The organism is Streptomyces platensis, assembly GCF_008704855.1.
Lineage (GTDB): Bacteria > Actinomycetota > Actinomycetes > Streptomycetales > Streptomycetaceae > Streptomyces > Streptomyces platensis.
In genome coordinates this window covers 3,475,418-3,500,571 of sequence record NZ_CP023691.1, presented here as the reverse complement: position 1 = coordinate 3,500,571, position 25,154 = coordinate 3,475,418, and the positions used below count along the sequence as shown (strand labels likewise).

The window sequence follows — 25,154 nt, the reverse complement described above, 5'->3', positions numbered from 1 at the left end:
TTCGACCCCGGAGGGAAAGCGGGGGCGCACCGTCGACCCGGCGGGTGATATGTCCTTTTCGGGCAGGTTGTCGGCCTGGCTGTTGCGCGGTGGGCAGTTGCTGCCCGACGGCGCGGTGAGCGGGCCGGTCCACCCCCTGCTGCGGCTCTTCAGCCGCTGGGTGCGGCGGCCGCTGCTGCCCGCCCTGCGGCTGTGGCGCCGCAATATCCAGCTGCGCGTGGTGGCGACCACCCTGCTGATGTCGCTCGCCGTGGTGCTGCTGCTCGGTGTCGTGGTCGTCGGGCAGGTTCGTAACGGCCTGCTCACGGCCAAGGCCCAGGCCGCGCAGAGTCAGGCCGCGGGCGGCTTCAGCGTCGCCCAGAAGATGGCGGACGGCGCCGACGACACCCGGCCCGACGAGGGCGCCCGCACCGGAAACCGCGGCACCCAGGACTCCGCGACCTGGCTGACCGGCCTGGTCGAACAGCTCGCCAGTGGTGGCCAGGGCGTCTTCTCCGTAGTAGCGCTCAGCTCCGACTCCGACGAACCGTTCGGCGACTCCAGTCCCGGCACCCGCGGGCCGCGCGCCTCCGGGGATGTCGACCCCGAGCGGAGCGTGCCCGCCGACCTGCGGCGGAAGCTCGACACCAAGGCCGGGACGTTCCGCCAGTACACCCAGATCAAGCGCATCGGGTCGGACGACAGCCTGTCGGCGCTCATCATCGGCAAGCGGCTCAACGACGCGAACAGCAATCAGTACCAGCTCTACTACCTCTTCCCGTTCACCCAGGAAGAGGAGTCGCTCAAGCTCGTGACGGGGACCCTCGCGACCGCCGGGGTGTTCGTCGTGATCCTACTCGGCGCGATCGCCTGGCTGGTGGTGCGGCAGGTCGTCACGCCCGTACGCATGGCCGCCGGGATCTCCGAGCGGCTGGCCGCCGGCCTGCTCCAGGAACGGATGAAGGTCACCGGCGAGGACGACATCGCCCGGCTCGGTGAGTCCTTCAACAAGATGGCGCAGAACCTCCAGGTCAAGATCCAGCAGCTGGAGGAGCTGTCCCGGATGCAGCGCCGCTTCGTCTCCGATGTCTCGCACGAGCTGCGGACGCCGCTGACGACCGTACGGATGGCCGCAGACGTCATCCATGACGCGCGGGACGAGTTCGATCCCGCCACCGCACGCTCCGCCGAGCTGCTGTGGGGCCAGCTCGACCGCTTCGAATCGCTGCTCGCGGAGCTGCTGGAGATCAGCCGCTTCGACGCCGGCGCGGCCGCGCTGGAGGCCGAGCCGGTCGACCTGCGCGATGTGGTGCACCGCGTCATCGAGGGCGCCGAGCCGCTCGCCGAGCGCAAGGGCACCCGCATCGTGGTGCGCGGCGCCGAGCAGCCCGTCATCGCGGAGGCCGACCCCCGACGGGTGGAGCGGGTGCTGCGCAATCTCGTCGTCAACGCCGTCGAGCACGGCGAGGGCCGCGATGTGGTCGTCCGGCTGGCGTCCGCGGGCGGCAAGAGCGGCGGCGCGGTGGCGGTCGCGGTGCGTGACTACGGCGTCGGCCTCAAGCCCGGCGAGGCCACCCGGGTCTTCAACCGTTTCTGGCGCGCGGACCCGGCCCGGGCCCGTACGACCGGCGGCACCGGACTCGGCCTGTCCATCGCCGTCGAGGACGCCCGGCTGCACGGCGGCTGGCTTCAGGCCTGGGGCGAGCCGGGCGGTGGCTCGCAGTTCCGGCTGACGCTGCCGCGTACGGCCGGTGAGACGCTGCGCGGGTCCCCGATCCCCCTGGAGCCGGAGGACTCGCGGCGCCACCGCGGACTGGACGAGACCGGGCAGCCGCGTGCCGGGGCGGGCCGCAAGGCGTCCACGATCCCGGTGCAGACACGCGCCGCGCAGACAGGTGACGCGGCCTCCGCCGTACCGGAGCCGAAGGTGGCCCGCCCTGAGGCCGACCCCACCGCGCTGCCCGGCAGTGGTGCCCGTGTGGTGCCGCAGACCGGGGGCGTACGGAGCGGAGCGGCGGCGCGTGGCGACAGCGCGCGCACCGACGAGCCGGACCGCGGGAGCGGGGCCGAGCAGGAAGCCGGACAGAGCGTGGAGCGGGAAGGCGGGCTGCGTGGACACTGAGCGCGGAGGCGAGCGCGGGGAGGGGACCGGGTCCCGCCCCCGTGCGCGCAGGGGAGCCCGGCAGGCGGGGAAGTTTCTGCTGCTCGGCTGTGCGGCGGTGCTGCTGGCCGGCTGCGCGTCGATGCCGGACGGCGGGGAGGTCACCTCGGTCGACCAGTCGCCGCGCTCCGAAGGGGAGTCGCAGGTACGGGTCTACGGCGTGCCCCCGCAGGACGGTGCCCAGCCCACCAACATCGTGCGCAGCTTCCTCGACGCGACCACCAGCGACGAGGCGGATTTCCGTACGGCCACCCAGTATCTGGCCAAGTCGGCGAAGCGGACCTGGCGGCCGTTCCAGGCCACCAATGTGCTCCAGGAGCGTCCGAAGGCCGAGCCGAAGACGCAGCCCAACCGCGAGGACGCCAACGGCTACACGGTCACGCTCTCCGGCAGCCAGGTGGCGACGGTGGACGACAGCCACGCCTACACCCCGGAGGAGAAGCCGTACCGCCGGACGATCCACCTCATCAAGGAGGGCGGCCAGTGGCGGATCGACCGGCTGCCCAACGGGCTGGTGCTCGGGCTGTCCGACTTCCAGCGCATCTACCGCTCGGTCAACAAGTACTACTTCGCGTCCTACCACTCGGAGTCGCAGGAGCCGAAGGCGAACCGGAACGCGCTCGTCGCGGACCCGGTCTATCTGCGGCAGCGGATAAAGCCGATCACGGCCAGTGTGGAGGCGCTGCTGTCCGGGCCCACCAACTGGCTGAATCAGGTGACGACTTCGGCGTTCCCGTCCGGCACCCGGCTCGCCGCAAGTGATCTGGCGCTGGACGACTCCAACGCACTGCGGGTCAAGCTCAGCAAGCAGGCGGTGAGCACGGACACCGCCCAGTGCAAGCGGATGGCGGCTCAGCTCTTCTTCACCGTCCAGGACATGACGCGGGCTTCGAACGTCAGCGAGGTGGAGCTCCAGGACAACAGCGGCAACTCGCTGTGTGAGCTGTCCCAGGAGCAGGCCGAGCGCGACTTCTCCCCGTCCCCGGGCACCGGGCGCGCCGCCAGGGAGTACTTCATCGACGCCGACCACAAGGTCGTCGCCATGTCGGACTCCGCGACCGAACCGACGCCGGTGCGCGGACCGTTCGGAACGGGCCACACCCCGCTGCGTTCGATCGCCATCTCGCGCGGTGAGGACACCGCGGCCGGGGTGTCGAGCGACGGCCGGTCGCTGTATGTGGCCGGCATGGAGGACGAGGTCAAACGCGGTGAGCCGCTGCTGACCAGCTCCGGCCCGGTCAAGGGCGCCGACGGCGGGCTGACCGCGCCGAGCTGGGACGGGCTGGGCGATCTGTGGATCGCGGACGGCACTGCGCACGGTTCGCGGCTGCTGCGGATGCGCGAGGGCAAGGGCGACCCCGAAGAGGTGGCGGTGCCCGGCCTCGGCGGACGGCGGATCAAGGCGATCAAGGTGGCCGCGGACGGGATCCGGATCGCGCTCCTGGTGGAGGACAAGGGGCGTACGACGCTCCAGCTCGGCCGGGTGGAGCGGGGCGGAAGTTCGGCGCATCCGGAGCTGTCGGTGCAGGAACTGCGGCCGATCGCGCCCCAGTTGGAGGACGTGGTGGCCGCGTCCTGGGCGGGCGGCAGCCGGCTGGTGGTGGTCGGACGGGAGTCCGGCGGGGTGCAGCAGATGCAGTTCATGGAGACCGACGGTTCGGCGTCGAACGCGGAGACGCTGCCCGGCGTCAACGGTGTCAAGTCGGTGGCCGCCTCGGAGGACAAGACCAGGCCGCTGATCGCCGACGCCACGGAGGGCATCGTGCGGCTGCCGCCGGACGCGAACTGGAAGACCGTGGCGAAGGATGGGACGGCGCCGGTCTATCCCGGGTGACGCGGAGGGCGCGGGCGTCGCTGCTACGCCTACGAGGTGAGCGCGGGGCCGGGGAGCGTGGCAGGCCCGACCTGCCGTGATGCCCCCGTGCGCGGCTGATCCACAGGTCCGTGGCCGCGGTTGTCCACAGGGGTGGTGGCCGGGCGGGAACGGCGGGACAGTGGAGTCATGCAGGGGGTGTGGCGCGAACTGGCCGGTCTCGTGCTGCCGGTCGACTGTGCGGGGTGTGGCCGGCCGCGTACGGAACTGTGTGCCGAATGCCGTCGGGTGCTGGCGCGGGACGGGCGCGGGGCACGGCGGGTGCGACCGTGGCCGGAACCCGTGGGACTGCCCCGGGTGTGGGCGGGGACGCCGTATGCCGACGAGGCACGGGCGGTGCTGCTGGCCCACAAGGAGCGCGGTGCCCTGCGGCTGGCCGGCCCGCTGGGGGCGGTGCTGGCCGGGGCCGTGCGGGGGCTGCGGGCCGGCGGCGGGCCGCTGCTGCTGGTGCCCGTGCCGTCGGCACGAAGATCGGTGGCGGGGCGTGGGCACGATCCGGTGCGCAGGATCGCGCTGGCGGCGGCCGGGGAGCTGCGGCGGGCGGGACGGGGTGCCCGGGTGCTGGCGGTGCTGCGGCAGCGCCGTGCGGTGGCCGACCAGGCGGGGCTGAGCGCCCGGCAGCGGCTGGCGAACGTCGCCGGTGCACTGGAGGTGCGGGCCGGGGCGGGGAGGCTGCTGACGGCGCAGCCAGCGGTGCTGGTGGACGACCTGGTGACGACGGGGGCCACGCTCGCCGAGGCGGCGCGGGCGGTCACGGCGGCCGGCGGACGGGTGGCCGGTGCCGCGGTGGTGGCGGCGCCGAGCAGTGCTTTCGAGTTCAACGGCGCGCGAAGCGAGGTATTACCACGTCGCATCTAGCCGAGGAGGAAAAGTCACCCAAATGGAGCCGACGGCTCCGAGGGGGTGCCGACATCCGTCCGGGAGAGCTATGTTCGGTTGTGAGGACTTGGCGAGTGCTTTGCCTCGAATGTCGCGATCAATGCGTTCAGGGGCGTTTTCGGCGACCCTGAAAACGGGGGAATGGAGAGCTTGTCGCCGGGGGAGGAGGAGGTGAAAGTCGCCAAGTCCGAGGCTTCGGCAACCACCGGAGCCTGGTGCAAGAAGGAATTGCTCCGCTTGAAGAGCGGAGCGATCCGGGAACGGAGTTCTGCGTGGACATCGTCGTCAAGGGCCGCAAGACCGAGGTGCCCGAGCGGTTCCGCAAGCACGTGGCCGAGAAGCTGAAGCTGGACAAAGTCCAGAAGCTCGACGCCAAGGTGATCAGCCTGGACGTCGAGGTGTCCAAGGAGCCCAACCCGCGGCAGGCCGACCGTTCCGACCGAGTGGAGATCACCCTCCGCTCCCGTGGCCCGGTGGTCCGGGCCGAGGCGGCCGCAGCCGACCCGTACGCCGCGCTGGATCTGGCAACCGCCAAGCTCGAGGCGCGTCTGCGGAAGCAGCACGACAAGCGCTACTCGCGTCGCGGCAACGGCCGCATCCCGGCGAGTGAAGTCGCGGTCACCGTGCCCGACGCCGCAAGTCTGAACACCAACGGCGAACTCGCCGCCGAGGCCGAGCAGAAGGTGCCGACCACCAGGATGGGGTCGATCGACGTCCAGGGTGAAGGGCCCCTGATCGTCCGCGAGAAGACCCACTCGGCCGCGCCGATGCATCTCGACCAGGCGCTCAACGAGATGGAGTTGGTCGGACACGACTTCTACCTCTTCGTCGACGCCGACACCAAGCTGCCGAGCGTCGTCTACCGGCGGCACGCATACGACTACGGAGTCATCCACTTGAACCCCGACTTGTTCGGGGAGGAGGAGCCCGGCGGCGCAGGCGGCGCGCTGGGCGGCTGAACCCCACCCGCTCGGTGCCCCCGGCGTACGCCGGGGGCACCATCGTGCCCGGAGAGAGCAGGAGTTGAAGCCGTATAGTGTTTGTGCCGGTCAGGGAGTATGGGGACGCGAAACGGCGACGAGCCGGGGAGACAGTCGTATGGCATTGATCGGGCCGGCCGCAGGGGGCTGCTGTCAACCAGCCTTATTCCAAGCTCCGGCCTCTCGGCCGAGTAGTTGACGGGGAGGATCAATGGGGGACAGTTTCGGGCCCGTGCGCGACGACGCGGATGATGACCACCGTGGTGCCGGGGGCGATGACGGGGCCGGCCGGGCCGTGAGCGTGCCGCGCAAGGAGCCGATCCGGGTCCTGGTCGTGGATGATCACGCACTCTTCCGGCGGGGCCTGGAGATCGTGCTGGCCCAGGAGGAGGACATCCAGGTCGTCGGCGAGGCGGGGGACGGCGCGGAGGCGGTCGACAAGGCCGCGGATCTGCTGCCCGACATCGTGCTGATGGACGTCCGGATGCCCAAGCGCGGCGGCATCGAGGCCTGCACCTCCATCAAGGAAGTGGCCCCCAGCGCCAAGATCATCATGCTCACGATCAGTGACGAAGAGGCCGATCTCTACGACGCGATCAAGGCCGGCGCCACCGGTTACCTCCTCAAGGAGATCTCCACCGACGAGGTGGCGACCGCGATCCGCGCCGTGGCGGACGGGCAGTCGCAGATCAGCCCGTCGATGGCGTCCAAGCTCCTGACGGAGTTCAAGTCGATGATCCAGCGTACGGACGAGCGCAGGCTGGTGCCCGCGCCCCGGCTCACCGACCGTGAGCTGGAGGTCCTCAAGCTGGTCGCCACGGGCATGAACAACCGCGATATCGCCAAGGAACTCTTCATCTCCGAGAACACGGTGAAGAACCACGTCCGCAACATCCTGGAGAAGCTTCAGCTGCACTCCCGGATGGAGGCGGTGGTCTACGCGATGCGGGAGAAGATCCTCGAGATCCGGTGAGCGGCCGGCCGGGGGCGGTGTGCGCCCCCGGTACCGTCGGTCGGCGGTATCTACTCACTCATGTGGGTGAGTTCTGCGCGCAGGGCGGCGGCCAGCTTCCCGTCGTCGCAGCGGTCGACGCGTACGGAGTCGCAGCCGACCCAGTCCGCGGCCTCCCGGAGGGCCCGGGCCATCGGGGCGACCGCCTTGGGGCCCTGCATCGAGACCTGGCGGGCCACGAGCGTGGTGCCCTCGCGGGCCGGATCCACCCGGCCCACCAGCCGGCCGCCCGCCAGCAGGGGCATCGCGAAATAGCCGTGTATCCGCCGGGGGCGCGGGACGTACGCCTCCAGGCGGTGGGTGAATCCGAAGATCCGTTCCGTGCGCGGCCGGTCCCAGATCAGGGAGTCGAAGGGCGAGAGCAGGGTCGTGCGGTGCCGGCCGCGGGGCGGGGCGGCCAGTGCGGCGGGGTCGGCCCAGGCGGGCTTGCCCCAGCCCTCGACGTCGACCGGGACCAGCCCGGAGTCCGCGACGACGGCATCGACCTGCTCGGCCTTGAGGCGGTGGTAGTCCGCCAGGTCGGCGCGGGTGGCGACGCCCATGGCGGCCCCGGCCTGGGCGACCAGGCGGCGGAGGCACTCGGTGTCGTCCAGATCGTCGTGGAGCAGCGCCTCCGGGACGGCGCGCTCGGCGAGGTCGTAGACCCGCTTCCAGGCGCGGCGTTCCGTACAGACCACCTGGCCGGTGTCGAGCAGCCACTCCACCGCGATCTTGGTCTCGGACCAGTCCCACCACTCCCCGCCGTTCCGCCCGCCGCCCAGCTCCGAGGTGGTCAGCGGGCCGTCGGCCGTCAGACGGTCCAGGACCGCGGCACAGGAGCGGTCGGAGTCCTCCATGATGTGCCAGCGGTGGCCCTTGGCCCGCCGGGCGCGGCGGCGGAAGGCGAAGTGCGGCCACTCCTCGATGGGCAGGATGCAGGCGGCGTGCGACCAGTACTCGAAGCTGTGGGGTCGTGGCGCAGGAGCGTCAGAAGGAGCCGTGCCCCAGTAGGCGGCCTCGACGGCGGGGCGGCCTACGGCGCCGAGCCGGGCGTACGGCACCAGCTCATGGGAGCGGGCCAGCACCGAGATCGTGTCGAGCTGCACCGCGCCCAGATGCCGCAGCACCCCGCGCACCCCCGCCCGGCGGTCCGGGGCACCGAGCAGACCCTGGGCCCGCAGCGCCATACGCCGGGCGTCGTCGCGGGAGAGGGCGGTCACGGGCGGGGGCTGAGGAGCTCGCTGCGTCACGACGGTCATGCGGGAAAGCGTAGGGGCGCGCACTGACAACGGCCCCTGACCTGCAAGGACTGGTGGTGATGGCGGTGGCCTGGCCCGGCCGGTGGGGGCGCGGCGGGGTGCGGAGGGCCTCGTGCGGCCCGTGCCCGGACGGTGCTCAGCCGGGGTACGGCAGATACGGCGTCGTGTCCCGGACAGCCGGACCCCGGGAGCCGGACGGGCCGGGCTCCCCGGCCAGGTCGGCCAGGTCGGCCAGGTCGGACGGGAGCAGGGAGCCGATCCAGACGTCCCGGCGGGTGCCACCGCGCACCAGATGGGCGCGCAGGGTGCCCTCCATATGGAAGCCGAGTCTGCGGGCCACCGCCCGGGAGCCTTCGTTGCCGGCCTCCGCGTGCCACTCCAGGCGCTCCACCCCCAGTTCGCGGAAGGCCCAGCGCAGCACCGCGCGGCCCGCCTCGACGGTGCAGCCCCGGCCGCGGTGCTCCTTGGCGGTCCAGTAGCCCAGCTCGGCCTGCCGTTCGGGGGTGTGGAGCCGGTCCAGGCGTACCAGGCCCATCGCGCCCACCAGGGAGCCGTCCGCCCGGGAGACCACGGCGAAGTCGTAGGTGGTGTCGTCGCGCCAGCCCTCGGGCGCGATCGTGCCGACGAACTGCTCCGCGTCCGCTACCCCATAGGGTGAGGGGACGCTCGTCCAGCGCGGAATGTCGGGTTCCTGGCACGCGGCGTGCACCGCCGGCGCGTCGGAGGGTTCGAAAGGGCGCAGCACGAGGCGCTCGGTGGTGAGGGTGACGGGCTCCATGACGTGAGTCTGCAAGCTCGCCGAAAGCATGGCGACGGGTTTTCGGCGTGATTCCGGCACCCGTCCGGCACCTTCTCGCGGCGTCGTGCGTTCACGTGAGGAGGGGACAGCGGGGTTCGCTGCGGCGTACCTCCCGGCCCGGCGGCGTCCTCCTTTACGATGGCCGTTGCGGCGGGGCCTGCCCCCTTGGAAAAATGCCGCGCCCGCGCACTCGACCGTGCAGGCCCGACCGGCAAGGAGACCAGCCCAAGTGTCCGTCTTGACGAAGATCATGCGTGCAGGCGAAGGAAAGATCCTGCGCAAACTGCACCGCATCGCGGGCCAGGTCAACTCCATCGAGGAGGACTTCGCGGCGCTCTCCGACGCGGAGCTGCGCGCCCTTACGGATGAGTACAAGGAGCGCTTGGCGGACGGCGAGAGCCTCGACGATCTGCTGCCCGAGGCGTTCGCCACGGTCCGAGAGGCCGCCCGGCGGGTACTCGGCCAGCGTCCCTACGACGTCCAGCTGATGGGTGGCGCGGCCCTCCACATGGGGTACGTCGCCGAGATGAAGACCGGTGAGGGCAAGACCCTGGTCGGCACCCTTCCGACGTATCTCAACGCGCTGTCCGGCAAGGGCGTCCACCTGATCACGGTGAACGACTACCTGGCCGAGCGCGACTCGGAGATGATGGGCCGGATCCACAAATTCCTGGGCCTGACGGTAGGTTGCATCCTCGCCGACATGACGCCGGCCCAGCGCCGCGAGCAGTACAACTGTGACATCACCTACGGCACGAACAACGAGTTCGGCTTCGACTATCTGCGCGACAACATGGCCTGGTCGCAGGACGAACTCGTCCAGCGGGGCCACAACTTCGCGGTGGTCGACGAGGTCGACTCGATCCTCGTCGACGAGGCCCGTACGCCGCTGATCATCTCCGGCCCCGCCGACTCCGCCACCAAGTGGTACGGCGACTTCGCCAAGTTGGTGAAGCGCCTGAAGCGGGGCGAGGCCGCCAACCCGCAGCGCGGCATCGAGGAGACCGGCGACTACGACGTCGACGAGAAGAAGCGCACCGTCGGCATCCATGAGTCCGGTGTCAGCAAGGTCGAGGACTGGCTCGGTATCGACAACCTGTACGAGTCGGTGAACACCCCGCTCGTCGGTTACCTCAACAACGCGATCAAGGCCAAGGAGCTCTTCAAGAACGACAAGGACTACGTCGTCATCGACGGCGAAGTCATGATCGTCGACGAGCACACCGGCCGTATCCTCGCCGGCCGCCGCTACAACGAGGGCATGCACCAGGCCATCGAGGCGAAGGAAGGGGTGGAGATCAAGGACGAGAACCAGACGCTCGCCACGATCACCCTCCAGAACTTCTTCCGTCTCTACGACAAGCTCTCCGGCATGACCGGTACGGCCATGACCGAGGCCGCCGAGTTCCACCAGATCTACAAGCTCGGTGTCGTCCCGATCCCGACCAACCGCCCGATGGTCCGGATGGACCAGGCGGACCTGATCTACCGCACCGAGACCGCGAAGTTCGACGCGGTCGTCGAGGACATCGTCGAGAAGCACGGGAAGGGCCAGCCGATCCTGGTCGGCACCACCTCGGTCGAGAAGTCCGAGTACCTCTCCCAGCAGCTCAACAAGCGCGGTGTCGCCCATGAGGTGCTCAACGCCAAGCAGCACGACCGTGAGGCGCCGATCATCGCGCAGGCCGGCCGCAAGGGCGCGGTGACGGTCGCCACGAACATGGCCGGCCGTGGTACGGACATCAAGCTCGGCGGCAACCCCGACGACCTGGCCGAGGCGGAGCTGCGCCAGCGCGGTCTGGACCCGGTCGAGCACGTCGAGGAGTGGGCGGCCGCGCTGCCCGCTGCCCTGGAGCGTGCCGAGGCCGCGGTCAAGGCGGAGTTCGAGGAGGTCAAGGAGCTCGGCGGGCTCTACGTCCTGGGCACTGAGCGGCATGAGTCGCGGCGGATCGACAACCAGCTGCGAGGCCGTTCCGGCCGTCAGGGTGACCCCGGCGAGTCGCGGTTCTACCTGTCCCTGGGCGACGACCTGATGCGGCTGTTCAAGGCGCAGATGGTCGAGCGGGTCATGGCGATGGCCAACGTCCCCGACGACGTGCCGATCGAGAACAAGATGGTGACCCGGGCGATCGCCTCCGCCCAGTCGCAGGTCGAGCAGCAGAACTTCGAGACGCGGAAGAACGTCCTGAAGTACGACGAGGTGCTCAACCGCCAGCGTGAGGTCATCTACGGCGAGCGCCGCCGCGTCCTGGAGGGCGAGGACCTGCAGGAGCAGGTCACGCACTTCATGGACGACACGATCGACGCCTACATCCACGCGGAGACCGTCGAGGGCTTCGCCGAGGAGTGGGACCTGGACCGCCTGTGGGGCGCGTTCAAGCAGCTCTACCCGGTCAAGGTGACCATCGAGGAGCTGGAGGAGGAGGCCGGCGACCGCGCGGGCATCACCGCCGAGTTCATCGCCGAGGCCGTCAAGGACGACATCCACGAGCAGTACGCCGCCCGTGAGGAGCAGCTCGGCTCGGATGTGATGCGGGAGCTGGAGCGCCGGGTCGTGCTGTCCGTCCTGGACCGCAAGTGGCGTGAGCACCTCTACGAGATGGACTACCTCCAGGAGGGCATCGGCCTGCGGGCGATGGCCCAGAAGGACCCGCTGGTCGAGTACCAGCGCGAGGGCTTCGACATGTTCACCGCGATGATGGAGGGCATCAAGGAGGAGTCCGTCGGCTACCTGTTCAACCTGGAGGTCCAGGTCGAGCAGCAGGTCGAGGAGGTCCCGGTGCAGGAAGCGGTGGAGCCGACCTCGCTGGACAAGGGTGTGCAGGAGGCCGTGCCGGCCGCCGCGGGACGCCCGGAGATCCACGCCAAGGGCCTGGAGGCGCCGCAGCGTCCGGACCGGCTGCACTTCACCGCGCCCAAGGTGGACGGTGACGGCAGCGTCATCGAGGGCGACTTCATCAGCGACGAGGAGGCGGGCCCGGCCCGTTCCGAGGCGGACGGTCTGACCCGCGCCGAGCGGCGCAAGGCCCAGAAGAGCGCCGGGCGCCGCCGCAAGAAGTAGCAGAGCGCTGACGCGGCTCGGGCACGGGGTGCCCGGGTCGCGGCGCGGAGGGCGCCCCGGCCGGAGGACGGCCGGGGCGCCCTTCTGTGTGCCGGTCATGAGGCCGCATACCGGAGGGCCGGGGCCGGGCCGATGTCGAGGGCGGCGCACCGCCAGCGGGAGTCGGTGCCCAGCTCCAGCCGGAAGGCCAGCGCCCGCAGCCGTTCGCCCGCCGCGATCCTGGCGAAGGCTTCGATGACCCCGCGGCGCGGCCGGCACAGCCCGCAGTCGCGCACCGTGGGGGCCGGGCCGCGCCGCCCGGGACCCGTGGCAGGCCGCAGCGGCGCCTGCGGGGCGAGCTCCGCCAGCCGGTCGTAGGCGGCGGGCAGCGCATGCCCCAGCAGGGCGTGTACGGGGCGCTGCCCGCTGAGCGCGAGCACCAGCTGCTGGGCGAACCAGTGGTGCGGCCGGCTCTCGTGGGCCCGTTGCCGGGCGCCGGCGGTCGGCAGGGGGGCACCGGCCGCGTCGACGGGGGTGCCGGTGCGGATCCGGCGGCTCTCGGCGGCGGCCGCCGCGGCGGAGGGATGGGCGAGGCGTGGCGTGGTCCGGGTGGGGCCACGGCCGGCGGCGCCGGGGCCCCGGCCGCCCGAGCCGCCTCGGCCGGCGGGGCCGGCGGGGCCGCTCCGGCCGGACGATCCGGGGCCGCGCCCGGACGCCCCCGGGCCGCTGCCGGCCGGGCCGAGGGGGCGGCGGTCGGCGGGGGACCGTCGCGGCCGGGGAACGGCCGTGCGCGTGCCCGGGGCGACGGCGGGACGGGTGCGCGGGCCCGGGCCGTCCGTGGTGCCGTCGGGTGCCGGGGGCGCGGTGGACCGGGTGATGCGCCCCGCGGCGGTAGCGGCGGTGGCTGTGGACGTGGTGGGTGCCGAAGTGTGGTCGGTGCCGGTCATGCTGGTGATCGCCCCCGTGGTGCCGGGCCCGTGAATTACTGGGCGGTAGCTTTTTGTGGTGGGGATCTTCTATCGGCGGGGCCGGGACGGCAGCAAGGCGCCGGCGGGCCGCAATCAGGGGTGCGCAGAGTTCACCCGTCCGTGGCGCGGGCCCGGGATCAAGCCGTGGGAGCGGGGCGGTGGAGGGGCCCCGGGCGGGCGGCGCGGGGGGCGCGGGGGCGCCACGATGGGGGACGCACGCCCGTATGCTGGCGGGACAATCTTCGGAGTCGAGTGAATCGAGCGGAAGCGGCTGCCATGCGCGTCTATGTCCCCCTGACCCTTTCCGGTCTCGCAGAGGCGCACAAGAACGGTGAGCTGGGCCCCGGCCCCCTCGACGCGTACGCCGTCACCCCGGCGCTGCGCGAGTGGTACGTCTCGGACGACATCGAGGAACTGGAGTACGCGGCGCTCGGCCGCGCCGCCCAGGCGTCGCTGCGGCTGCTCGCCGGGCACCCCGAGGCCGCGCGCCGGCGGGTCGTGGTGGCCGTGGATGTGCCCGACGGCGCCGCGGTGGCCGACCCGGACCACGGGCTCGACCCGTCGGCGCTGGGCGAGGTGCGGGTCGCCGGGCCGGTGCCGCTGTCGAAGGCCGCGGCGGTGCATGTGGACGCCGACGACGCGGAGGCGGACATCGCGGCGGCCGCGGCGGCGCTCGGCGCGGCGGACCAGGGCGATGACGACGCCCGGTTCACGGTGGACGGTGCCGAGGACCACGACCTGATGTGGTTCGGGGTGCAGGAGATCCCGCAGCTGCTCGGCTGAACGGCGGGACGCGGGCCGGTCCGGACGCGTTGTCGGTGGGTGCGGGTACGTTTTCTTCATGGGGAAGCGCACCGGCACCGATCTGGGGGACCGCATGGGGAAGCACGCCACGCACATCGTCTGGGACTGGAACGGCACGCTGTTCCATGACATCGACGCCGTCATCGGCGCGACGAACTCGGCCTTCGCGGAGATCGGGCTGGAGCCGATCACGCTGGAGACGTACCGGGAGCTGTACTGCGTGCCCGTGCCGCGGTTCTACGAGCGGCTGATGGGGCGGCTGCCGACGGACGCGGAGTGGCTGGTGATGGACGAGGCGTTCCACCGCCACTACAGCACGCACCGGCTGGGCTGTGAGCTCGCCGAGGGGGTGCATGCGCTGCTGGAGGGGTGGCAGTCGGCCGGGCGCAGCCAGTCGATCCTCAGCATGTACGGGCACGACGAGCTGATACCGATCGTCCGCGACTTCGGGATCGCGTCGCGGTTCGTGCGGGTGCAGGGCCGGACCGGGCCGTCCGGGGGCACCAAGAGCGCGCACATGGTGCGGCATCTGGCGGCGATGGAGAGCGTCGACCCGGGCCGTACGGTCGTGATCGGTGACGCCGTGGACGATGCGGTGGCGGCGCAGGACGCGGGTGCGTATGCGGTGCTCTACACGGGCGGCTCGCACAGCCGCGGGAGCCTGGAGACCGCCGGGGTGCCGGTGGTGGACACGCTCGCCGAGGCGGTCGGGCTGGCGGGAGAGATCGTCCTCTAGGGCGAGAGACGCCCCGGGCCGTCGTGTGTCTCCTGGCACGGCTTTCCCACACACCGGTCGTCCGGTGGTCCGCCGGGCATCCGGGCGCTGTGACGGCACGCACACCGCACCCCGGCGTTTCCTTGTCCAGAAGGTCTAAGTTCGGGCCGCGGATTTGTTCCCCCAAGGCCCATGACGGCACCCCTGTGGGGAGCGATAGCCTTGCACCGTGATCAGCGCGATAACCCGCGGGGGCATCGAGGCCCCTGCCGTGCGCCCGGGGCACCACCGTGACCGGGCGGTCGCTGGTCTTTGCGGCCATCCACCCATGTCGGCATCGTCAAAGATTGCCGATATCGGCACGGCCTTCTCTCCACGCGGCATAGCGTCGACAGCGACGGGACACCCCACGTCGCGGCGTTGTGCGGCTTCCACCACGTTCTTCCACAACGTCACGCAACGGCGCGCGACAGGAGCCAGAGGACATGCAGAACAAGCTGGATGAAGCCAAAACCGAGCTGCTCGCCAGGGCCGCCCGGGTCGTTGAAAGCAGCCAGGCCGGGGGGAAGCACCCCGGACGCGGCCTCGACCCGGACACCCTTTCGGGATACCTCCAGCGTTACTACCTGCACACCGCCCCCGAGGACCTCACCGACCGTGACCCGGTGGATGTCGTCGGCGCCGCGCTCTCGCACTACCGCCTCGCGGAAATGCGCCCCCAGGGCACCGCGAACGTCCGGGTGCACACCCCGACCGTCGAGGAGAACGGCTGGACGTGCAGCCACTCCGTCGTCGAGGTCGTCACCGACGACATGCCGTTCCTGGTCGACTCGGTCACCAATGAGCTCTCCCGGCAGGGCCGCGGCATCCATGTCGTGATCCACCCGCAGGTGATCGTCCGCCGTGATGTGACCGGCAAGCTCATCGAGGTCTTCGACTCCAACTGCGACGCCCACGGCAAGACCGGCAAGGGCAAGGCCACGAAGCTGCCGCACGACGCGGTGACCGAGTCCTGGATCCATGTCGAGATGGACCGCGAGACCGACCGCGAGGACCTCCAGCAGATCACCGCCGATCTGCTGCGGGTGCTGTCCGACGTCCGTGAGGCCGTCGAGGACTGGGAGAAGATGCGGGCCGCCGCAGGCCGCATCGCCGACGAGCTGCCCGCCGAGCCGGTCGCCGACGATCTGGGTGCCCAGGAGATCGAGGAGGCCCAGGAGCTGCTGCGGTGGCTGTCCGCGGACCACTTCACCTTCCTCGGCTACCGCGAGTACGAGCTGACCACCGCGCCCGGTGAGGGCGGCGTCGACGAGGACGTGCTGACCGCCGTGCCCGGCACCGGTCTGGGCATACTGCGCGCCGACCCGACGCACCGCGAGACCGCCGACGGCCACCCCGTCTCGCCGTCCTTCAACCGGCTGCCCGCCGACGCCCGCGCCAAGGCCCGTGAGCACAAGCTGCTCATCCTGACCAAGGCCAACAGCCGCGCCACCGTCCACCGCCCCTCCTACCTCGACTACGTCGGCGTCAAGAAGTTCGACGCCAAGGGCAATGTCGTCGGTGAGCGGCGCTTCCTGGGCCTGTTCTCCTCGGCCGCCTACACCGAGTCCGTGCGCCGGGTGCCGGTCATCCGCCGCAAGGTCGCCGAGGTCCTGGAAGGCGCGGGCTTCAGCGCCGACAGCCACGACGGCCGCGACCTGCTCCAGATCCTGGAGACGTACCCGCGCGACGAGCTGTTCCAGACGCCGGTCGACGAACTGCGGTCCATCGCCACCAGCGTCCTGTACCTGCAAGAGCGCCGCCGGCTGCGGCTCTACCTGCGCCAGGACGAGTACGGCCGCTACTACAGCGCGCTGGTCTACCTCCCGCGCGACCGCTACACCACCGGTGTGCGGCTGCGCCTGATCGACATCCTCAAGGAGGAACTGGGCGGCACCAGCGTCGACTTCACCGCCTGGAACACCGAGTCGATCCTCTCCCGGCTGCACTTCGTCATCCGCGTCGAGCCCGGCGCCCGCCTGTCCGAGCTCACCGACGCCGACGCCGACCGCCTCGAAAGCCGGCTGGTGGAAGCCGCCCGCTCCTGGGCCGACGGCTTCTCCGAGGCGCTGAACGCCGAGGTCGGCGAGGAGCGCGCCGCCGAGCTGCTGCGCCGTTACGGCCATGCCTTCCCCGAGGGGTACAAGGCCGACAACAGCCCGCGCAGCGCCGTCGCCGACGTCCAGCACCTGGAGAAGCTCACCGGTGAGCCCGGCCGCGACTTCTCCGTCAGCCTCTACGAGCCGGTCGACGCGGGCCCCGGCGAGCGCCGCTTCAAGATCTACCGCCGCGGCGAGCCGGTCTCGCTGTCCCGGGTGCTGCCCGGCCTGAACCGCCTGGGCGTCGAGGTCGTCGACGAGCGCCCGCACGAGCTGCGCTGCGCCGACGCCACCGTCGCCTGGGTCTACGACTTCGGGCTGCGGATGCCCGAGCACATCAAGGGCGACGACGCCCGCGAGCGCTTCCAGGACGCGTTCACCGCGGTGTGGACCGGTGCCGCCGAGAGCGACGGCTTCAACACCCTGGTGCTGCGGGCCGGCCTCAACTGGCGCCAGGCGATGGTGCTGCGGGCCTACGCCAAGTACCTGCGGCAGGCCGGCTCCACCTTCAGCCAGACGTACATGGAGGACACCCTCTCCAACAACGTCCACACCACCCGGCTGCTGGTCTCCCTCTTCGAGGCCCGGATGTCCCCCGACCGGCAGCGGGCCGGCACGGAGCTGACCGACGGGCTGCTGGAGGAACTGGACGGCGCGCTCGACCAGGTCGCCTCCCTGGACGAGGACCGGATCCTGCGGTCCTTCCTCACGGTCATCAAGGCCACGCTGCGCACCAACCACTACCAGAAGAACAGCCAGGGCAGCCCGCACAGCTACCTGTCCATGAAGCTGGACCCGCAGGCCATCCCCGACCTGCCCGCGCCCCGCCCGGCGTACGAGATCTGGGTGTACTCCCCGCAGGTCGAGGGCGTCCACCTGCGCTTCGGCAAGGTCGCGCGCGGTGGTCTGCGCTGGTCGGACCGCCGGGAGGACTTCCGTACGGAGATCCTCGGCCTGGTCAAGGCGCAGATGGTCAAGAACACCGTCATCGTGCCGGTCGGCGCGAAGGGCGGCTTCGTCGGCAAGCAGCTGCCGGACCCGTCGCAGGACCGCGATGCCTGGCTCGCCGAGGGCATCGCCTGCTACAAGACCTTCATCTCCGGTCTGCTGGACATCACCGACAACCTGGTCGGCGGTGAGGTCGAGCACCCCAAGGACGTCGTCCGGCACGACGAGGACGACACCTACCTCGTCGTCGCGGCCGACAAGGGCACCGCGACCTTCTCCGACATCGCCAACGAGGTCGCCGAGTCGTACGGCTTCTGGCTGGGCGACGCCTTCGCCTCCGGCGGCAGCGCAGGCTACGACCACAAGGGCATGGGCATCACCGCCCGCGGCGCCTGGGAGTCGGTCAAGCGGCACTTCCGCGAGCTGGGCGTGGACACCCAGTCCGAGGACTTCACCGTCGTCGGCGTCGGCGACATGTCCGGTGACGTCTTCGGCAACGGCATGCTCCTCAGCGAGCACATCCGGCTGGTCGCCGCCTTCGACCACCGGCACATCTTCCTCGACCCGAACCCGGACGCGGCGACCTCCTACGCCGAGCGCCGCCGGCTCTTCGAGCTGCCCCGCTCGTCCTGGGCGGACTACAACACCGAGCTGCTCTCACAGGGCGGCGGCATCCACCCGCGCTCGGCCAAGTCCATCCAGATCAACGCGCAGGTCCGGGCCGCCCTCGGCATCGAGGCCGGGGTGAAGAAGATGACGCCCGCCGATCTGATGCAGGCCATCCTCAAGGCGCCGGTCGACCTGCTGTGGAACGGCGGCATCGGCACGTATGTGAAGTCCTCGGCGGAGTCCAACACCGACGTGGGCGACAAGTCCAACGACGCCATCCGGGTCAACGGCGAGGACCTGCGGGTCAAGGTCGTCGGCGAGGGCGGCAACCTCGGCCTGACCCAGCTGGGCCGGATCGAGTTCGCCACCGCCGGCGGGAAGATCAACACCGATGCGATCGACAACAGCGCCGGTGTGGACACCTCCGACCACGAGGTGAACATCAAGATCCTGCTCAACTCCGTGGTCGGGGACGGCGACATGACGGTCAAGCAGCGCAACAAGCTGCTGGCCGAGATGACCGACGAGGTCGGCGCGCTGGTGCTGCGCAACAACTACGCGCAGAACACCGCACTGGCGCTGGCCCTCGCCCAGTCCTCCAGCATGCTCAACGCCCAGCAGCGCTTCATGCGCCGCCTGGTGCGCGACGGCGATCTCGACCGGGCGCTGGAGTTCCTGCCCACCGACCGGCAGATCCGTGAGCGGCTGAACGCCGGCCGCGGGCTGACCCAGCCCGAGACCGCGGTGCTCCTCGCGTACACCAAGATCACGGTCTCCGAGGCGCTGATCCAGACCGGGCTGCCGGACGACGCCTACCTCCAGCGGCTGCTGCACGCCTACTTCCCGTCGGCGCTGCACGACCGGTTCCCCGAGCAGGTCGACGGGCATGCGCTGCGCCGCGAGATCGTCACGACGGTGCTGGTCAACGACACCGTCAACACCGGCGGTACGAGCTTCCTGCACCGCATGCGGGAGGAGACCGGCGCCTCCCTCGAAGAGGTCGTCCGGGCACACACCGCGGCCCGCGTCATCTTCCGGCTCAACCAGGTCTGGGACGACGTCGAGGCGCTCGACAATGTCGTCGCGGCCGATGTCCAGACCCGGATCCGGCTGCACTCGCGGCGGCTGGTCGAGCGCGGCACCCGCTGGCTGCTCAACAACCGCCCGCAGCCGCTGGAGCTGTCCGAGACCATCAGCTTCTTCGCGGACCGGGTCGCGCAGGTGTGGTCGGAGCTGCCGAAGCTGCTCCAGGGCGGCGACGTGGAATGGTTCCAGGCGATCCAGGAGGAGCTGACCGACGCGGGCGTGCCCGAGCAGCTCGCCGTCCAGGTGTCCGGCTTCTCCTCGGTCTTCCCGGCGCTGGACATCGTCGCCGTCGCCGACCGGCTGGACAAGGAGCCGCTGGATGTCGCCGAGGTCTACTACGACCTGGGTGACCGGCTGCGGATCAACCAGCTCCTCGACCGCATCCTGGAGCTGCCGCGCAACGACCGCTGGCAGTCGATGGCCCGCGCCTCGATCCGCGAGGACCTCTTCGCCGCCCACGCGGCGCTGACCTCGGACGTGCTGTCGGTGGGCAACGGCTCCTCGACGCCGGAGCAGCGGTTCAAGGCCTGGGAGCAGGCCAACGCGGCGATCCTCAGCCGCGCCCGCGCGACGCTGGAGGAGATCCACGGGTCGGAAGGCTTCGATCTGGCGAACCTGTCCGTGGCCATGCGGACGATGCGTACGCTGCTGCGCACGCACAACTGACGGAGCCGGGCCGACTGGTGCGGCCCGGGTTCCGGTACGGCAAAGGGGCGCACCCGTCACGGGTGCGCCCCTTTGCCGTGTCCGGTGCGGACTACTTGCCTGTCTGCTTCTCGTACGCCGTGACGACCTCGTCCGTCGGGCCGTCCATGATCAGCTCGCCGCGCTCCAGCCACAGGACGCGTTCGCAGGTGTTGCGGATGGACTTGTTGTTGTGGCTGACGAGGAAGACCGTGCCGGCCTCCTTGCGCAGTTCGCGGATGCGGGCCTCGGAGCGCTTCTGGAAGCTGCGGTCACCGGTGGCCAGCGCCTCGTCGATCATCAGCACATCGTGGTCCTTGGCCGCGGCGATGGAGAACTTCAGCCGGGCCGACATGCCGGAGGAATAGGTGCGCATCGGCAGCGAGATGAAGTCGCCCTTCTCGTTGATGCCGGAGAAGTCGACGATGCCGTCGTAGCGGTCCCGGACCTGCTCGCGGGACATGCCCATCGCCAGCCCGCCGAGGAGGACGTTCTTCTCGCCGGTCAGATCGTTCATCAGGGCCGCGTTGACGCCCAGCAGCGAGGGCTGGCCGTGCGTGTAGACCTTGCCGCGCTCGGCGGGCAGCAGACCGGCGACTGCCTTGAGCAGCGTCGACTTGCCCGAGCCGTTGGAACCGATCAGCCCGATCGACTCACCCCGGTAGGCGGTGAAGGAGACGCCCTTGACCGCGTGCACCTCGCGCACGCCCGAGGACGGCTTGCGGCGCACGATGCGGTTGAGGGCGGCGGTGGCAGTGCCCTTGCCCGCGCCGGTGCCGTAGACGCGGTAGACGATGTGCAGATCGTCCGCGATCACCGTCGGGATGCGGGCCCCGGCCGCCTCGGGGGCGCGGACGCCGTTGTTCTGCTCAGCCACGTCCGTACCGCTCCTCAGCCTTCCAGAAGTACACAAAGCCCACGGCGCCCATCACCAGCGCCCAGCCCCCGGCGAGCGCCCACACATGCGGCGGCAGCTGCTGCGCGTGGAAGCTGTCGATCAGCGCGAACCGCATCAGGTCGATGTAGACGGCCGCCGGATTGAGGTCCAGCAGGACCTGGACGACGGTGGGCACGTGCTTGCCCGCGGTGACCGCGCTCATGCTGTACATGACGCCGGAGGCATACATCCACGTCCGCATGATGAACGGCATCAGCTGCGCCAGGTCCGGGGTCTTCGAACCCAGCCGCGCCATCACCATCGCCAGCCCCGTGTTGAACACGAACTGGAGCACCAGCGCCGGCACGACCAGCAGCCACGACCAGCCCGGCAGCTGGCCGGACGCCAGCAGGATGGCGATGAGGACGCCCATCGACATCAGCAGCTGCTGGAGCTGCATCAGGCAGAACGAGATCGGCAGACAGGCCCGCGGGAAGTGCAGCGCCCGCACCAGACCGAGGTTGCCGGAGATCGCCCGCGTACCGGCCAGCACCGAGCTCTGCGTGAAGGTGAAGATGAAGACGCCGGTGACCAGGAACGGGATGTAGTCGTCCACGTTCCGGTTGGTGCCGATCAGCAGGCCGAAGATCAAGTAGTAGACCAGCGCATTGAGCAGCGGGGTCACCACCTGCCACAGCTGGCCCAGCTTCGCCTGGCTGTACTGCGCGGTGAGCTTGGCGCCGGCGAACGACCTGATGAAGTGCCGCCGCTGCCACAGCCGGCGGACGTACTCGGGCAGTGAGGGGCGGGCGCCGCTCACCGTGAGTCCATGGCGCTCGGCCAGTGCGCGCAGCTCCGGGTCGGGGGCCGCGCCGGGGGTGGACGCCCCGGTGGGCGCCGGGGCCGGGGGAGCGAGGGTCTGGGGCATGGGGCCGCTTTCGCTTGCGTGACGGGGGAAGCGGACGGAGTGCGACGACGGGACGGGTCCGTATCGTCGCGACGCCGACACTAAAGGGAGCTCGCGTCGAAACGCAACCGTAGCGTCGTGACGGTAGGCTCCAGCCCATGGCAGAAGACGGCAGCGGGAGCGAACCCGCGGCGGCACGCCGGGCCCCGGCAGGCGCCGCCGTATTGCGCGAGGACAAGACCGCGGCGATCCGTGCCGCGGTCTTCGAGGAGCTGGCCGCGGCGGGCTTCGCCCGGATGTCGATCGAGGGCATCGCGCGGCGCGCGGGCGTCGGCAAGACCGCCGTCTACCGGCGGTGGCGCTCCAAGCTGCACCTCGTCCTGGACGTGGTCTCCGCGGTGGCCGCGGCGGGCATGCCGACGCCGGACACCGGGTCGCTGGCCGGTGACGTACGGATGCTGCTGGAGGTCGCGGCGCGGGCGCTGCGGCACCCGATGGCCTCGCAGATCATCCCGGACCTGCTGGCGGAGGCGGCCCGCAGCCCCGAACTGGCGCAGGCGCTGAAGGCGGCGCTGCACGACAGCCAGGAGGGCGTCGCGGCCGCGGTGGTGGCCCGGGCCGTGGAACGCGGCGAGCTGCCGCAGGACGTGGACGCCCGCCTCGCCCTGGACCTGCTGACCGGGCCGCTGTACTGGCGGCTCCTGGTCGCCCGCGACGAGCTGCCCAGGGGGTACCTCGACGCACTGACGTGCTCGGTGGTGGCGGCGCTCGGGGCGAAGTGAGGCGGGCGGCACCCGGGACGGAGTGAGGCGGGGCGGCACCTGGGGCGGAGGCGAACGGATCCCGTAGGGGGTGCGTGGGCCCCCTGCGAGGCCACAACGGGGTGGGGTGGGGCGGGTATTCCCGTCTGGGGTGGCGCGGGTGTTTCCGTCTGGGGTGGCGCGGGTGTTCCTGTCGCCCCCGCCGGAATCCGGCCGGGGGCGGCAGTGTGCGGGCCGGACGACCGATCAGCCCGCCATCTCCACATCCGAGGCGCCCGACGTCCCCGAGGTGCCGGACGTGCCCGAGGTCCCCGAAGCGCCCGGCGCCCCCGACGTGCCCGGAGTCCCCGGCGCCCCCGACGTGCCCGAAGTCCCCGGCATCCGCACGTCATCGTGCGCCCCGCTCCGCGGAGCCGGCAGCGTGACCAGGCCGGCTGCCGCGGCCGCGGCGCGCGGGGTCGGGGCGACCGTGCGGTGCTCCTGGGGCAGCGGCTCGGGGGTCGCCGCCTGGCCCAGGAAGACGCGGCGCACCACGCGCTCGGCGGCGTGGCCGTCGTCCCACGGGCAGAACCGGGCGCGGAACGCGGCGCGCAGTGCGGTGGCCTGTCCGTCGTCCCAGCGGCCGGTGCGGAACGCGTCGATCAGCTCGTCCTCCGTGGTGGCGAGCACGCCGGGGGTGTCGCCGGGGAGGCCCGAGAGCAGATCGAAGGTGACGCCGCGGGAGCGGACGTAGGTGTCCCAGTCGTCGGCGTAGTTGATGATCGGCCGGTCGAGGTTGGCGTAGTCGAACATGATCGACGAATAGTCGGTGACCAGGGCGTCGGCGGCCAGGCACAGCTCCTCGACGACCGGGTGACCGGACACGTCGATCAGCGCACCGCGCTCCTGGAGCTTCTGGAGGGCGGGGTCCCGGTCGTAGAAGTAGTGGGTGCGCACCAGCAGGACGAAGTTCTCGCCCAGGGCGCGGGAGATCCGCTCCAGGTCGAGCCGCGGGACATAGCCGACCTGGTAGTCGCGCATCGTCGGCGCGTACAGGACGGCCGTCCTGCCGGGGGCGATGCCGAGGCGTTCGCGGATGTCCAGGACGTCCTGGGCGGTGGCCCGGTAGTAGACGTCGTTACGGGGGTAACCGGCGTCCAACGAGGCGAAGTCGCAGGGGTAGACGCGTTCCCACTGCTCGGTGGTGTGCCGGTTGGCGGACAGCGAGAAGTCCCAGCGGTCGGCGCGGGCCAGCAGCTTGCGGAAGCTCATGCCCTTGGCGGCGGCCGGGTAGCGCTTCTGGTCGGTGCCCATCGACTTCAGCGGGGTGCCGTGGTGGGTCTGGAGGTGGATCTGGCCCTCGCGCTTGACCACGTTGTCGGCGAAGTTGACGTTGTTGACGAGGTACTTCGCGCGGGCCACCACCTCCCAGTAGCGCGGGGAGTTCAGCACGACATGGTCGATGCCGGCCGGGACCGTGCCGGCGAGCTGCTTCTTGACGACCCAGACGCCGTGCACGTCCGGTGCCAGCTCCCTGGCCTTCTCGTAGACCGCCAGCGGGTTGCAGGACGGCAGCCGGTTCCAGTACGCGGAGTAGACCGCGAGGTTCTCGTCCAGCGGCTGCCGCAGCAACGCCTGGTAACGCAGGTCCATGGCCTTGCGCTTGGCCTGCCGGACCCGCTTGCCGGCGTGCTTGCGCACCGTGCGCCGCACCTTGCCGGCGACCTTCAGACCGGCCAGCGCCGGGTAGGCGTCCTTGGCGAGCAGCGCGTACTTGCCGCCCGCCACTCCGGAGGGGCGGACGAAGCCGGCCGGCAGCCGCCGGCGGTAGTCGCGGGCGGCGCGGTGGAAGAACTCGGCGGTGGCGCCGCGCGGCAGCCGGCCGGGCTTGTCCAGGACGGTCAGATAGTGGTCCACCATCTTGCGGAACATGTGCACGCGCCAGTGCGCCAGTTCGGGGTGTGCGTCCAGGTGGTCGAAGACCCGGGCGTACTGGTCGAAGACGTCGAAGTGCTTGCGGCTGGTGGTGCGCAGGATGTTGCCGCCCTGCCGGCGCTGGCGGTAGTGCAGGCAGACCCGGTCGAGAACCGCGATCCGCGGTGCGGTGATCAGCGTGCAGAACGTCCAGGGGGCGTCCTCGTAGTAGCCCGGCGGGAAGGTGAAGCCGTGCTCCTCGACGAAGTCGCGGCGGTAGGCCTTGTTCCAGACGATCTGGAGCAGGTCGAGGAGCTCGGGCCGTTCGGTGAGCGGGAAGGACGGCGCGCCGGACTCGTCGAGCAGTGCGGACAGGGTGTTGCGGCGGGTGGTGCCGTCCCAGTACGTCCGGGCGTAGTCGAAGATCAGGATCTCGGGGTGCGCGGTGGCGGCCAGCCGTTCGGCGAGGGCGCCGAGCGCGCCGGGCACGAGGGTGTCATCGCTGTCGAGGAAGAGGAGGTAGTCGCCGCGGGCCCGCGCCAGGCCGGCGTTGCGGGCGGGGCCCAGGCCGGCGTTCTCCGGGAGGTGCAGGACCTGGACACGGTCGTCGCGCGCGGCGTACTCGTCCAGGATGGCGCCGCTGCCGTCGGGGGAGCAGTCGTCGACAGCGAGCAGCTCGAAGTCCGCGAAATCCTGCCCCAGCACCGAGTCCATGCACGCGCGCAGGAAGCCCCGCACGCGGAACACGGGCACGATGATGCTGAAGCGGGGGCCGGCGTCGGGGCCTGTCTCGGGCATGCGGT

General features: G+C 71.0%; 16 protein-coding genes. 10 read left to right on the top strand and 6 right to left on the bottom strand.

Annotated elements, in window-relative coordinates:
• The first annotated feature begins 49 nt into the window (after nt 1-49).
• The 5 genes from mtrB to CP981_RS15250 all read left to right on the top strand — a co-directional run bounded on the left by mtrB (nt 50) and on the right by CP981_RS15250 (nt 6,845).
• A complete protein-coding gene (mtrB, locus tag CP981_RS15275) occupies nt 50-2,101 on the top strand; it encodes an MtrAB system histidine kinase MtrB (protein WP_244329661.1) in 2,052 nt (683 codons plus the stop codon).
• On the top strand, nt 2,091-3,974 hold the full coding sequence (locus CP981_RS15270) for an LpqB family beta-propeller domain-containing protein (protein ID WP_208852940.1): 1,884 nt from the start codon (nt 2,091-2,093) through the stop codon (nt 3,972-3,974). The genes mtrB and CP981_RS15270 overlap by 11 nt, the downstream gene beginning before the upstream one ends.
• Before the next feature lie 168 nt (nt 3,975-4,142).
• Entirely contained in the window at nt 4,143-4,871 is a 729-nt protein-coding gene (locus tag CP981_RS15265; RefSeq protein WP_085926681.1) for a ComF family protein, read from the top strand.
• A gap of 293 nt (nt 4,872-5,164) precedes the next feature.
• Entirely contained in the window at nt 5,165-5,851 is a 687-nt protein-coding gene (gene hpf / locus CP981_RS15255; RefSeq protein ID WP_042155330.1) for a ribosome hibernation-promoting factor, HPF/YfiA family, read from the top strand.
• Nucleotides 5,852-6,083: 232 nt separating this feature from the next.
• Nucleotides 6,084-6,845, top strand: coding sequence for a response regulator (locus CP981_RS15250; protein ID WP_085926683.1), 762 nt, complete (start codon nt 6,084-6,086; stop codon nt 6,843-6,845).
• Nucleotides 6,846-6,895: 50 nt separating this feature from the next.
• On the opposite strand, the gene CP981_RS15245 is transcribed toward CP981_RS15250, so the two are convergent.
• Nucleotides 6,896-8,122 carry a winged helix-turn-helix domain-containing protein gene (locus tag CP981_RS15245; protein WP_085926684.1) on the bottom strand — a complete coding sequence of 409 codons (1,227 nt, stop codon included), beginning with the start codon at nt 8,120-8,122 and terminating at the stop codon, nt 6,896-6,898.
• A 136-nt stretch (nt 8,123-8,258) separates the two neighbouring features.
• Nucleotides 8,259-8,900 (bottom strand): GNAT family N-acetyltransferase, encoded by a 642-nt coding sequence (locus tag CP981_RS15240; RefSeq protein ID WP_085926685.1) that lies wholly within the window; start codon nt 8,898-8,900, stop codon nt 8,259-8,261.
• Nucleotides 8,901-9,150: 250 nt separating this feature from the next.
• On the opposite strand from CP981_RS15240, the gene secA reads away from it, so the two are divergent.
• The gene (gene secA, locus CP981_RS15235) at nt 9,151-11,982 is read left to right on the top strand and encodes a preprotein translocase subunit SecA (RefSeq protein WP_085926686.1); all 2,832 of its coding nucleotides are present in this window, start codon (nt 9,151-9,153) and stop codon (nt 11,980-11,982) included.
• 95 nt (nt 11,983-12,077) lie between these two features.
• Here the strand turns inward: secA and CP981_RS15230 are convergent, their stop codons facing one another.
• Entirely contained in the window at nt 12,078-12,908 is an 831-nt protein-coding gene (locus CP981_RS15230) for an Rv3235 family protein (RefSeq protein WP_085926687.1), read from the bottom strand.
• A 297-nt stretch (nt 12,909-13,205) separates the two neighbouring features.
• Between CP981_RS15230 and CP981_RS15225 the strand changes: the two genes are divergently transcribed.
• From CP981_RS15225 to CP981_RS15215, 3 genes are all read left to right on the top strand, one after another.
• The gene (locus tag CP981_RS15225; protein ID WP_085926688.1) at nt 13,206-13,712 is read left to right on the top strand and encodes a DUF6912 family protein; all 507 of its coding nucleotides are present in this window, start codon (nt 13,206-13,208) and stop codon (nt 13,710-13,712) included.
• 94 nt (nt 13,713-13,806) lie between these two features.
• A complete protein-coding gene (locus CP981_RS15220) occupies nt 13,807-14,469 on the top strand; it encodes an HAD family hydrolase (RefSeq protein WP_085926719.1) in 663 nt (220 codons plus the stop codon).
• A gap of 464 nt (nt 14,470-14,933) precedes the next feature.
• Nucleotides 14,934-19,895 (top strand): NAD-glutamate dehydrogenase, encoded by a 4,962-nt coding sequence (locus tag CP981_RS15215; RefSeq protein WP_085926689.1) that lies wholly within the window; start codon nt 14,934-14,936, stop codon nt 19,893-19,895.
• Nucleotides 19,896-19,986: 91 nt separating this feature from the next.
• On the opposite strand, the gene CP981_RS15210 is transcribed toward CP981_RS15215, so the two are convergent.
• Both CP981_RS15210 and CP981_RS15205 read right to left on the bottom strand, forming a co-directional pair.
• Nucleotides 19,987-20,790 carry an ABC transporter ATP-binding protein gene (locus CP981_RS15210; RefSeq protein ID WP_085926690.1) on the bottom strand — a complete coding sequence of 268 codons (804 nt, stop codon included), beginning with the start codon at nt 20,788-20,790 and terminating at the stop codon, nt 19,987-19,989.
• On the bottom strand, nt 20,783-21,718 hold the full coding sequence (locus CP981_RS15205) for an ABC transporter permease (RefSeq protein ID WP_085926691.1): 936 nt from the start codon (nt 21,716-21,718) through the stop codon (nt 20,783-20,785). Before CP981_RS15205 ends, CP981_RS15210 begins: the two co-directional genes overlap by 8 nt.
• Before the next feature lie 137 nt (nt 21,719-21,855).
• On the opposite strand from CP981_RS15205, the gene CP981_RS15200 reads away from it, so the two are divergent.
• Nucleotides 21,856-22,479 (top strand): TetR/AcrR family transcriptional regulator, encoded by a 624-nt coding sequence (locus CP981_RS15200; RefSeq protein WP_085926692.1) that lies wholly within the window; start codon nt 21,856-21,858, stop codon nt 22,477-22,479.
• A 225-nt stretch (nt 22,480-22,704) separates the two neighbouring features.
• Here CP981_RS15200 and CP981_RS15195 read toward each other — a convergent pair whose 3' ends face one another.
• A complete protein-coding gene (locus CP981_RS15195; protein ID WP_085926693.1) occupies nt 22,705-25,149 on the bottom strand; it encodes a bifunctional glycosyltransferase/CDP-glycerol:glycerophosphate glycerophosphotransferase in 2,445 nt (814 codons plus the stop codon).
• Nucleotides 25,150-25,154: the final 5 nt, after the last annotated feature.